This window comes from Streptomyces sp. NPDC032126, assembly GCF_055580085.1.
In genome coordinates, this window is record NZ_JBVIMA010000004.1 from 414,877 (window position 1) to 426,570 (window position 11,694).

General features: G+C 70.9%; 8 protein-coding genes. All 8 read right to left on the reverse strand.

Annotated features, from left to right (window positions below; translation table 11 throughout):
- Window positions 1–5: 5 nt before the first annotated feature.
- The 8 genes from ACZ5NW_RS18275 to ACZ5NW_RS18310 all read right to left on the reverse strand — a co-directional run bounded on the left by ACZ5NW_RS18275 (window position 6) and on the right by ACZ5NW_RS18310 (window position 11,657).
- On the reverse strand, window positions 6–524 hold the full coding sequence (locus ACZ5NW_RS18275; protein ID WP_468744849.1) for a DUF1990 domain-containing protein: 519 nt from the start codon (window positions 522–524) through the stop codon (window positions 6–8).
- Window positions 525–594: 70 nt separating this feature from the next.
- A complete protein-coding gene (locus ACZ5NW_RS18280; protein WP_468744850.1) occupies window positions 595–2,262 on the reverse strand; it encodes a M4 family metallopeptidase in 1,668 nt (555 codons plus the stop codon).
- 231 nt (window positions 2,263–2,493) lie between these two features.
- Window positions 2,494–4,533 carry a M4 family metallopeptidase gene (locus ACZ5NW_RS18285; RefSeq protein WP_468744851.1) on the reverse strand — a complete coding sequence of 680 codons (2,040 nt, stop codon included), beginning with the start codon at window positions 4,531–4,533 and terminating at the stop codon, window positions 2,494–2,496.
- Between the two features lie 382 nt (window positions 4,534–4,915).
- Window positions 4,916–6,778, reverse strand: coding sequence for an ABC transporter ATP-binding protein (locus tag ACZ5NW_RS18290; protein ID WP_468744852.1), 1,863 nt, complete (start codon window positions 6,776–6,778; stop codon window positions 4,916–4,918).
- Window positions 6,775–8,616, reverse strand: a complete 1,842-nt coding sequence (locus tag ACZ5NW_RS18295; protein WP_468744853.1) for an ABC transporter ATP-binding protein — start codon at window positions 8,614–8,616, stop codon at window positions 6,775–6,777. The genes ACZ5NW_RS18290 and ACZ5NW_RS18295 overlap by 4 nt, the downstream gene beginning before the upstream one ends.
- A 49-nt stretch (window positions 8,617–8,665) precedes the next feature.
- Complete coding sequence (locus ACZ5NW_RS18300) at window positions 8,666–9,169, reverse strand: ATP-binding protein (RefSeq protein WP_468744854.1); 504 nt, start codon at window positions 9,167–9,169, stop codon at window positions 8,666–8,668.
- 288 nt (window positions 9,170–9,457) lie between these two features.
- On the reverse strand, window positions 9,458–10,225 hold the full coding sequence (locus ACZ5NW_RS18305) for an enoyl-CoA hydratase/isomerase family protein (RefSeq protein ID WP_468744855.1): 768 nt from the start codon (window positions 10,223–10,225) through the stop codon (window positions 9,458–9,460).
- A gap of 193 nt (window positions 10,226–10,418) precedes the next feature.
- Window positions 10,419–11,657, reverse strand: a complete 1,239-nt coding sequence (locus tag ACZ5NW_RS18310; protein ID WP_468744856.1) for a L,D-transpeptidase — start codon at window positions 11,655–11,657, stop codon at window positions 10,419–10,421.
- Between the last annotated feature and the right edge of the window lie 37 nt (window positions 11,658–11,694).

Genomic DNA, 11,694 nt, shown 5'->3' on the forward strand with positions numbered 1-11,694 from the left:
CGGGGTCAGGAGGGGTCCTGCGGCGCGCACAGGCGGCGCAGGACCGCTCCGCAGCGTCGGGCGTAGGCGTGCTGGAGTCCCCGGGCCGCCGGGCCGCCCGCTCGCGCGTACCACTTGGCGCCGCGGCTGAAGGCGGAGACCGTCAGCCACACCGTGCCGTCGCCGGTGCGGTCCACCACGAAGGACTCCTCGCCGCACTCCGGGTGGCCCGGCAGCGTGCCGTAGGCCCAGCCCGCGCGGCGCGGCTCCTCCGCCGTCCAGACCACCCGGCACGGCGCCTTGATCATTCCGGCCAGGGTGACCGTGACGTCGACGCCGGGGGCCGCCCGCTCGGCCGTCGCGTCGATGCCCACGCCGAGCTCCCGGTGCATCTCCCAGGTCAGCACGGCCTCGGCGGCTCGGCGGAAGACCGCCTCGCCCTCCCCGATCCGCGAGCGCACCAGCAGGGGGTGGAAGCCGGGGGGACAGAAGCCGGGGGTGCGGGTCCCGCCGACCTCGTCGTACGTGTAGTGCGCCGAAGACATGGGTCCCAAGAGTACGGCGGCACCCAGGATCCCCTCGTCCCGGGTGCCGCCTTGTCCGAACCGCCTGCTGCTAGCTGACGTTGACCGCGCTCCAGGCGGCCGCGACCGTCGCGTACTCGGTGCTGCCGGAGCCGTACAGGGCCGACGCCGCGTTCAGGGTCGCGGTGCGGGCGCCCTTGTAGTTCGTCGTCGAGGTCATGTACGTGGTCAGCGCCTTGTACCAGATCTGCAGCGCCTTGGCGCGGCCGATACCGGTGACGGTGGAGCCGTTGGACGTCGGGGAGTTGTAGCTCACCCCGTTGATCGTCTTCGCGCCGCTGCCCTCGGACAGCAGGTAGAAGAAGTGGTTCGCCACACCGGACGAGTAGTGGACGTCCTTGGTGCCCACGGACGAGGACCAGTAGTCGGCGGAGCCGCCGTCCTTGCTGGGCTTGTCCATGTAGCGCAGCGGGGTGCCGTCGCCGTTGATGTCGATCTTCTCGCCGATGAGGTAGTCGCCCTTGTCGCTGGCGTTGCCGGCGTAGAACTCGACACCGGTGCCGAAGATGTCGGAGGTGGCCTCGTTGAGGCCGCCGGACTCCCCGCTGTAGTTCAGGCCCGCGGTGTTGGCGGTGACGCCGTGGCTCATCTCGTGGCCGGCCACGTCGAGCGAGGTCAGCGGGTGCGTGTTGCCGTCGCCGTCGCCGTAGGTCATGCAGAAGCAGTCGTCGTCCCAGAAGGCGTTGACGTACGAGCTGCCGTAGTGGACGCGCGAGTAGGCGCCGACACCGTCGTTCTTGATGCCGCTGCGGCCGAAGGTGGCCTTGTAGAAGTCCCAGGTCTCCTGGGCGCCGTAGGCGGCGTCGGTGGCGGCGGTCTGGTCGGTGGTGGAGCTGGAGGCGGCGCCGGTGCCCCAGACGTTGTCCGCGTCGGTGAACAGCGTGCCGGTGCCGGTGCTCGTGGTGTGCTTCAGGTTGTAGGTCTTGTGACCGCCGCGCGTGGTGTCGTACAGCTGGTACGTCGAGCCCGACAGGTTGGTGGTGAGGCTGACGCTGCCCGAGTACAGGGTCTTGCCGGTGCCGGTCGCGTTCTCGATGCCCTGCCACTCGTAGAGCTTCTTGCCGGTGGCGGCGTCGGTGATGACGTGCAGCTGGTTCGGCGTCCCGTCGTCCTGGAGGCCGCCGACGACCGTCTCGAAGGCGAGGGTCGGCTTGGCGCCGTTGCCCGCCCAGATCACCTTGCGGGGCGCGTTGTCGGCGGTGGTGCTCGCCGAACCGGCGTCCTTGGCGAGGGTCAGGGCCTGCTTCTCGGCCTTGGCCGCGGTGATGGCCGGCTTGAGCGAGGCGACCTTGATGGCGGCCGAGGTGGCCTTGGTGATGCCCTTGCTCGCGCCCGTGGCGGACTCGTGGACGACGAGGTCGCCGCCGAGGACCGGGAGGCCGGCGTAGGTGCGCTCGTAGCGGGTGTGGACCGTGCCGTCGGCGTCCTTCACCACGTCACGGACGACCAGCGCCTCCTTGGCGCCGAGACCTATCTTCCGGGCGGTCTCGGAGGCGTCGGCCTGCTTGTCCTGGATCAGGGCGGTGCGGGCGGGGGCGGAGAGCGCGGCGGGCGCGGCCAGCGGGGCCTTGGCGGGGGTGTCCGCCTTGGTCTCGGCGGCGTTGGCGGTGGTCAGACCGCTGGTCAGCAGCGCTCCGGCGGCGACGGCGGTGGCGATGGCCAGGGTGCTGCGCCGATGACGCGCGTAGAGGGGAGACACACAAGCTCCTTCGTGGGGGAGCCCGGCCGATGTGGGGCGACCGGTCGGGATGGTGGTGAGGTTGTGCGGCGGGTGAGAGGAAGAGTGACATCAGGGGCGCGTACATGTCAGGACCCTCACGTGATGTTGGCTGAAAACCAACTGACCGGTAAACGTTTCATGAATGTAAACGGGCGCCGCCCCGGAGGAGTCGAACCTCCGGGACGGCGCCCTGTTCCAAGGCTCCCCGGTCTACGGGAAGGTGAGCTTCCAGCTGTCGATGTAGCCGGTGTCGATCGCCGCGTTGTCCTGAACTCGCAGCTGCCACGTGCCGTTGGCGACCTCGGAGGAGGCGTCCACCGTGTACGTGGTGTGGATGTCGTCCGAGCTACCGCCGGTGCCGTACGCCTTCAGCGTGTACGCCGTGCCGTCCGGGGCGACCAACTGCACCTGGAGGTCACCGATGTAGGTGTGGACGATGTCCACGCCGACCTGGAGGTTGGAGGGCGCGTTGCCGGTACGGCCGGAGACGGTGATCGGGGAGGTCACCGCGGCGCCGTTGTCCGGGATCGACACGTCGGCGGTGTTCTCGAAGGAGGTGCCGCCGCCCCCGCCGCCACCGGAGCGCGAGCCGACCGCGACGCCCGCCCACGCGTCCTGCACCGCCTTGTACTCGGCGGACGTGGTGCCGTACAGCTCACCGGCCGCCGCGAGGGTGCCGGTGCGGGCGCCCGCGTAGTTGGTGTTCGAGGTGAACTTGGTGGTGAGCGCCCGGAACCAGATCTTCTCCGCCTTGTCGCGGCCGATACCGGTGACCGGAAGGCCGTCCGCGGTCGGCGAGTTGTAGCTCACGCCGTTGATGACCTTGGCGCCGCTGCCCTCGCTGAGCAGGTAGAAGAAGTGGTTGGCCGGGCCCGAGGAGTAGTGCACGTCGAGCGAGCCGAGGCCCGAGTACCAGCTGTCCTTCGACGCGCCGTCCTTGCTCGGCTTGTCCATGTAGCGCAGCGGGGTGCCGTCGCCGTTGATGTCGATCTTCTCGCCGATGAGGTAGTCACCGACGTCGTTGGAGTTCGCCGCGTAGAACTCGACCGCCGTGCCGAAGATGTCGGAGGTGGCCTCGTTCAGACCGCCGGACTCATTGCTGTAGTTGAGCTTCGCCGTGTTGGCGGTCACGCCGTGCGTCATCTCGTGCCCCGCCACGTCGATGGCCGTCAGCGGGTGGGTGTTGCCCGAGCCGTCGCCGTACGTCATGCAGAAGCAGCTGTCGTCCCAGAACGCGTTCACGTACGCGTTGCCGTAGTGGACCCGCGAGTACGCCGCCTTGCCGTCGCCCTTGATGCCGGAGCGGCCGTGCACGTTCTTGTAGTAGTCCCAGGTCAGGGCCGCGCCGTAGTGGGCGTCGGCGCCCGCGGTCTCCGTGTTGGAGGCGCTGCCGTTGCCCCACACGTCGTCGGAGCCCGAGAAGAGCGTGCCGGTGCCCGAGGTGCCCCGGTTGAGGTTGTACGTCTTGTGGCCGCCGCGCCCGCCGTCGGTCAGGTTGTACGTGGAACCCGACTGCGTGGTGCCGAGGGTGACCGTGCCGCTGTACATCGTGTTGCCGGTGCCGGTCTCGATGCCCTGGTACTGGTAGAGCTTCTGGCCGGTCGTGGCGTCGGTGATGACGTGCAGCTCGTTCGGGGTGCCGTCCTCCTGGAGGCCGCCGACCACCGTCTCGTAGGCGAGGACCGGGGTGCCGTTCGCCGCCCAGATCACCTTGCGCGGCGCCTGGTGGGTGTCCGCCTTCTCCGCGCCCGCGGCCGCGGCCAGCGACAGCGCCTGCTTCTCCGCCTTGCCCGCCGCGACCGCCGGGGTCAGCGAGGCCACCTTGATGGTGGCGCGGGTGGCCTTCACCACGCCCTCGGTGGCGCCGGAGGGGGCGGTGTCGACGATCAGGTCGCCGCCCAGCACCGGCAGGCCGGCGTAGGTGCGCTCGTAGCGCGTGTGGAGGGTGCCGTTGCCGTCCTTGACCACGTCACGGACGACCAGCGCCTCCTTCGCGCCCAGGCCCAGGTCCTTGGCCGTCTCGGCCTTGCCGGCGTCGGCCGTGCGGAGCAGTTCGGCACGCTGCGAGGGGGTGAGCCTCACCGACTCGGCGCCCGGGCGCACATGGCCCGCCTGCTCCGGGGCGGCGGTGGCGGCGCCCGACTGGACGGCCGCGGCGATCAGGGCGGAGACGCCGACCAGGGCGACGGCGGCGGCCTTGCGGTGCGCGGTGTGGGGGATGCGTCTGCGAGAGGGACTGCTACTCAACACTGACTCCTTCTGCGGGCCGCGGGTCGCGCGGCCGGGGGAGACCGGTCGGCGGGTGGGCCGGCCGGGCAGAACAGGGCGGTACGCAGTGCTGTGCTGTGAGGTGCCGGGCCGTGCGGTGCGGTGCCGTGCTCGGCGGAGGGCCGCCTCTGTGGTGTGACTGTGGGGTTGCTGTGAAGCGGCCGTGGGAAGAGTGGCAGGAGATCGGGCCTCCTGTCAGGAGCGCGTCAGGAAGTTGGCCGGAAACGGTCCGTTGTCCGGGAGTTGGTATCCGATATACGGACAGTTCATCTGCTGAACGGCCGTTCAGCGACGTCCTGAACGGCCGTTCAACAACGGCTCGGCCGGTCCTTCGGCAACGGCGTGGCCGGCCGGCCGTTCCGCGTCAGGCCAGGCTGTCCCGCCAGGCCCGGTGCAGGTCGGCGAAACGGCCCGTGCCCGCGACGAGTTCGGCCGGGGTGCCGTCCTCGACGATCCGGCCGTGCTCCATCACCAGCACCCGGTCGGCGATCTCCACGGTCGACAGCCGGTGCGCGATCACCACCGCCGTACGGCCCCGCAGCACCGTCGCCATCGCCTGCTGCACGGCCCGCTCCCCGGGGATGTCCAGCGAACTCGTCGCCTCGTCGAGGATCAGCACCGCCGGATCCGCGAGCAACGCCCGGGCGAACGCCACGAGCTGGCGCTGCCCGGCCGAGATACGACCGCCCCGCTTGCGTACGTCCGTGTCGTAGCCGTCGGGCAGGGAGCTGATGAACTCGTGCGCGCCGATCGCCTTCGCGGCCCGCTCGATCTCCTCACGGGTCGCGTCCGGCCGCCCGATGGCGATGTTCTCGGCGACCGTGCCGGAGAACAGGAACGCCTCCTGCGTCACCATCACCACCCCGCGCCGCAGTTCGGGCACGGGCAGCTCGCGCAGATCGACGCCGTCGAGCAGGACCCGGCCGGCCGAGGGATCGTAGAAGCGGGCGAGCAGCTTGGCCAGCGTGGACTTGCCGGCGCCGGTCGAGCCGACCACCGCGACCGTCTGCCCGGCCGGCAGCGTCAGGTCGAAGCGGGGCAGCACCTCGCCGCCGGTGCGGTAGCCGAAGCTCACCCCGTCGAAGACGACCTCACGGCCGGGGAGACCGCCCTGCCGCGCGGGCAGTTCGCGCGGCACCGACGGCTCCGGCACGGACGGCGTCTGCGCGAGCAGGCCCGCGATCTTCTCCAGGGAGGCGGACGCCGACTGATAGGAGTTGAGGAACATGGCGAGCCGGTCGATCGGGTCGTACAGCCGCCGCAGATACAGCACGGCCGCCGCCAGCACCCCGAGCTCCAGCGAGCCGTCCGCCACCCGGTAGGCACCCCACAGCACGATCAGCGCGACGGCCGCGTTGGCGATCAGCCGCGAGCCGACGACATAGCGGGCCATCTCCAGCAGCGCGTCGCCGTTGGTCCGCTCGTGCCGGTGGTTCAGCGCGCGGAACTCGGCGTCGTTCACCGCCTCCCGGCGGAAGGCGCGCACCGGCCGGATGCCGTTCATCGTCTCGACGAACTTCACGATCACCGCGGCGATCGCCGTCGACCGCGCCCGGTACACCTGTACGGCACGCCGCTGGTAGATCCGCATGAGGAGGTACAGCGGCCCGAAGGACGCGACCGCCACCGCGCCGAGCCCCAGGTCCAGCCAGAGCAGCAGCGCCGAGATGTAGACGAAGGACAGGACGACCGTCACCAGCTCCTGAAGGCCCTCGTTCAGCAGCTCGCGCAGCGACTCGACGTCGGTCGTGGAGCGGGAGATCAGCCGGCCGGACGTGTAGCGCTCGTGGAAGTCGAGGCTCAGCGCCTGCGCGTGCCGGAAGATCCGCCCGCGCAGGTCCAGCAGCACGTCCTGGTTGACCCGCGTGGAGGCGATGATGAACGCGTACTGGAGCAGGCCCGAGGCGAGCGCGCACACCAGATAGCCGACGCCGACCGCGATCAGCGGCCCCCGGTCGTCGTGGTCGCGGAAGGCGGGCACCGCCCGGTCGATCGCGTACGCCACGAGCAGCGGGCCGGCCTGCACGGCCGCCTGCTGGAGCAGCAGCAGGAGCGTGGTGAGAGCGACCCGGGCCCGCATCGGCGCGAGCAGGGAGCGCAGCAGCGCCGCGGTGGCGCCCGGCGGAGTGGGCAGCCGGTCCTGGTCGACGGGGTCGGTGCGCTCCTCGGGGCGGGGGAGGTCCGGATCGTCGTCGGTCGTGGGCACGGCTGTGGTGGGGGCCGTCATCGGTCGTCCTCCGCTTCCCCGGTGCCGGACATGAGGTGGGCGTACTCGGCGTTGGTGCGCAGCAGTTCGTGGTGGGTGCCCACGGCCGTGATCCGGCCGCCGGAGAGCAGCGCGACGCGGTCGGCGAGCAGCACGGTGGACGGGCGGTGCGCCACGATGAGGGCGGTGGTGTCGGCGAGCACGTCCCGCAGCGCGGCCTCCACGGCGGCCTCGGTGTGCACGTCGAGGGCGGACAGCGGGTCGTCGAGCACCAGGAAGCGCGGCTTGCCGACGACGGCCCGGGCGAGCGCCAACCGCTGCCGCTGACCGCCGGAGAGACTGAGGCCCTGCTCGCCGACCTGGGTGTCGGTGCCCTGCGGGAGGGCGTGCACGAAGTCGGCCTGCGCGACGGACAGAGCCCGGTCCAGCTCGACGGCGCCCGCGGTGTCGCCGGCGCCCATGAGGACGTTCTCCCCGACACTGGCCGAGAAGAGGGTGGGCTCCTCGAAGGCGACGGCGACGAGGGAGCGCAGCGCCTCGCGGGGCATCGCGCCGATGTCCTCGCCGTCCAGGGTGATCCGCCCGGCCGTGACCTCGTGGAGGCGGGGGACCAGGGCCGTGAGGGTGGTCTTGCCGCTGCCGGTGGCGCCGACCAGGGCCAGGGACTCGCCCGGGCGGATGTGGAGGTCGATGCCGTCGAGGACGGGCGGGGAGTCCTCGGGGGCGTCGGGGTAGCGGAACCGGACGTCGTGGAAGCGGATGCCGTCGTGGTCGGCCGCGGGCGGGCGGGGGCCGGTCGAGCGGCTCTCCGCGTCCCCGGGGGACGCTTCGGTCTTTGGCTTCTCGTCGCCGGGGGACGCTTCGGCCTCCGGCGTCTCGTCCATCACCTCGAAGTACCGCTCCGTCGCCGTGGCCGCCTCCTGGCTCATCGCCAGCAGGAAGCCGATGGAGTCCACCGGCCACCGCAGCGCGAGCGCCGTCGACAGAAAGGCCACCAGCGTGCCCGCCGAGAGCGAACCGTCCGCCACCTGTACGGCGCCCACCACCAGGGCCGCGCCGATCGCCACCTCCGGCAGCGTCACGATGACGCCCCAGATGGCCGCCAGCAGCCGCGCCTTGCGCAGCTCGGTGCCGCGCAGGGTCGCCGACAGATTACGGAACGCGCGCGCCTGGCTGCGGTGCCGTCCGAACCCCTTGATGATGCGGATCCCGAGCACGCTCTCCTCGACGACCGTGGTCAGATCGCCGACCTGGTCCTGGGCGAGCCGGGCCACCTCGGCGTAGCGGTTCTCGAAGATCACGCAGGTGATGACGACGGGGAGGGCCGGGCCGAGGATGACCAGCCCGAGCGTCCAGTCCTGGAGCAGCATGATGACCACGCCGACGAGGATGGTCACCCCGTTGACCAGCAGGAAGGTCAGCGGGAAGGCGAGGAACATGCGCAGCAGCATGAGATCGGTGGTGGCCCGGGAGAGCAGCTGCCCCGAGGCCCAGCGGTCGTGGAAGGCCACGGGCAGCCGCTGGAGATGCCGGTAGAGCTCCGCCCGCATCTCCGCCTCGACGTGCGACAGCGGCCGTGCGACGAGCCACCGCCGCAGCCCGAACAGCAGGGCCTCCGCGAAGCCGAGCAGCAGCAGGTACGACGCGCCGAGCCAGACGCCCGCCGTGTCGTGGTCGGCGACCGGTCCGTCCACCATCCACTTCAGGACGAGCGGGATCACCAGCCCGACGCAGGAGGCGACGACCGCGACGAACGCGGCCGTGAACAGCCGTGCCCGCACGGGCCGCACATAGGGCCACAGGCGCAGCAGGGTCCGTACGGCGGACCGGTCCTTGGTGGTTGCACGTGTCGCAGACATCAGGAGCGAGCCTACGGACAGCCACTGACAACGCCCACCGAGTTTCGGGTCAGCGATCGGCCACGCGCATCTCGAACCACGTCGTCTTTCCGCGCGGCAGCAGATCCACTCCCCAGCGGTCGGAGAGCTTGTCCACCAGGAACAGACCGCGGCCGCTGATGTCCATCTCCTGGACCGGGAGCAGACAGGGCAGGCCCCGTGAGGGGTCACGGACCTCGACGCGGATGCGGCCGCGCAGGCGGCGCAGGCGGAGGCCGAAGCACCGGGCGCCGGTGTGGCGCACGGCGTTTCCGACCAGTTCGGAGACGAGGAGGACCGCGTCCTCGGTCAACTTGGGCGACAGCCCCCAGTGGCGCAGGACGACGACCTGGGTCAATCGGCGGGCCGTGGCGGCCGACTCCGGGCGGGAAGGGAGCGGAACCTCGCCCTCCGTCGGATTTCCGAACAACTCGACTGCCTTGAGCGCCCGTTCGTCCTCGACCGCAGGCGACCAGCGCGCCGCGTCCACACGCCCGTGCCCCCGCGGCTGTTCGATACCCTCCAGCCCCGCCATGCCCCCATCATGGCCGCCCGGGAGTCGCTCCGTGGCCGTTCCCGGGGAATACGCCCCCCGGGCGCCCCCGTTCCACGCCCTGCGGCCGGCATATGCCGACGGCACTCCTGGCTCCGTTAAATCCCCGCTGACCTGCGATGACGACGCGTCCGAAGGCAATCGACAAGCTCCCTCGACAAGGCACGCTTAAGGTCGCCTTAAGGTTCCCATAAACCGCCCCATCGAGGGACCCGGATCAGACATCCCGTCAACTGCAAGTGATTCCGGCAGGATTCAGCGAGACGAGGGTCACAGGAATTTGGCCTTGCCCGGCCCCTCCTCCACGAAGCTGCGCATCCCCCGCTCCCGGTCCTCCGTCGCGAACAGGGCGGCGAACCAGTTCCGCTCCACCGCGAGACCGGTGTCGAGGTCCGTCTCCAGACCCGTGTCGACCGACTCCTTCGCCGCGCGCAGCGCGATCGCCGGACCCTGCGCCAGCTTCGCCGCCCAGGCGTGCGCCTGCTCGTACACCTCGGCGGCCGGTACCACCCGGTCGACCAGGCCGATGGTCAGCGCCTCGTCGGCCTTCACCATCCGGCCGGTGAAGATGAGGTCCTTCGCCTTGGACGGGCCGACCAGCCGGGCCAGCCGCTGGGTGCCGCCCGCGCCGGGGATCAGGCCGAGCAGGATCTCCGGCTGGCCCAGCTTGGCGTTGTCCGCGGCGATGCGGTAGTCCGCGCACAGCGCGAGCTCGCAGCCGCCGCCGAGCGCGTACCCCGTCACGGCCGCCACCACCGGCTTGGGGATGCGGGCCACGGCCGTGAAGGCGTCCTGGAGGGCGCGGCCGCGCAGGACCATCGCCGTGTGGTCCATCGCCTGCATCTCCTTGATGTCCGCGCCGGCCGCGAACACCTTCTCCCCGCCGTACACGACCACCGCGCGCACGTCGTCGCGGCGGCCGGCCTCCTCGGCGAGCTCCTTGAGGCGGTCCTGGGTGGCGATGTCCAGCGCGTTCATGGGCGGCCGGTCGAGCAGGATCGTCCCGACACCCTCGGCGACTTCGAGTTTCACGGTCATGCGAGCAGGTTAACGGGGACTAACGGGGGGTGGGCCGGTGCGGTCGGTCACACTCGGCCGGGGGTCCGGGGGTTGTCCCCCGGGCAGGCGCAGCACGGGGACTAACGGGGGGTGGGCCGGTGCGGTCGGTCACACTCACGACAACGGGCCCGGTGCCGTGGGTAACGGCGCCCGGGCCCGGCTATCGGGAAAACTACTTGGTCCACTCCGCCCACGACATGTTCCAGCCGTTGAGCCCGTTGGACGGATTCACCGTCGGGTCGGTGGAGTTCCGCACCTGCACCACGTCACCCACGATCGAGTGGTTGAAGAACCACGCGGCCGGCACCCCGCTGTCGTAGCCGCCGCGCACATCGCGCAGCCCCACGCAGCCGTGGCTGGCGTTGTAGTTGCCGAAGGCGTCGCCGCCCCAGTAGTTGCCGTGCACGAAGGTGCCGGAGTCGGTCAGCCGCATGGCGTGCGGGACGTCCTTGATGTCGTACTCGCCGTCGTAGCCCACGGTGTCGCCGTTCATCCGCGTCACCGTGAACTTCTCGCTGATGACCATCTTGCCGTTCCAGGTGGCGTAACCCGCCTTGCCCGTGGTGACCGGGATGGTCTTGACGACCTTGCCCTCCTGGGTGATCTGCATGGTGTGCTTCTTGGCGTCCACGATCGAGACCTGGTTGCGGCCGATGGTGAAGGACACCGTCTTGGTCTGCTTGCCGTAGACGCCGTCCCGGCCCTCGACGCCGTCGAGGTTCAGCTTGACCGTCACCTTGGTGCCGGCCTTCCAGTACTGCTCGGGACGGAAGTCCAGCCGGTCGTTGCCGAACCAGTGGCCCTGCACGTCCACGGCCGGCTCGGTCTTGATCTCGATGGCCTTCTTCACGGCGTCCGGGTGCGTGATGCCCCGGGTGAAGCGCACCGAGAACGGCATGCCGACGCCGACCGTGGAGCCGTCCTCCGGCGTGAACGTGCCGATGAAGGTGTTGTCCGGGGTCAGCGTGGTGAACGCCGAGTCCTCGGCGGCGGTCCGGCCCGCGGAGTCCTTCGCGACCGCGTGCACCTGGTACTTGGTGGCCGCGGCCAGATGTGTGGCCGGGGTCCAGCCGGCGCCGTCGGCGGTGATGGCGCCCTCGATCTTCGTGCCCTTGTCGTCCTTGACGACGACCTCGGTCAGCTTGCCCTTGGCCGCGCTGACCTTCAGGGCGCCGCTGGTGTCGACCGACGTGGCGCCGTTCTTCGGCGCGATGGTGACGACGGCCTCGGACTGCCCGCTCTGCGCCTGCGCGGTGGCCTTGCCCTTGCCGTCCTGGGCGGCGGACCCGGAGTCCTGTTCGTCGCCCCCGCCGCAGGCGGTCACCGCGAGCAGCAGACCGCCGACGACCACAGCGAGCCGGCCTCTGCGGCGCGCGTCAACCGACGCCCCCGATATCGGTCGCACGTTCAACTCGTTCTCCCCTCAGCGGGCCTGGTCAGGCCCCCCA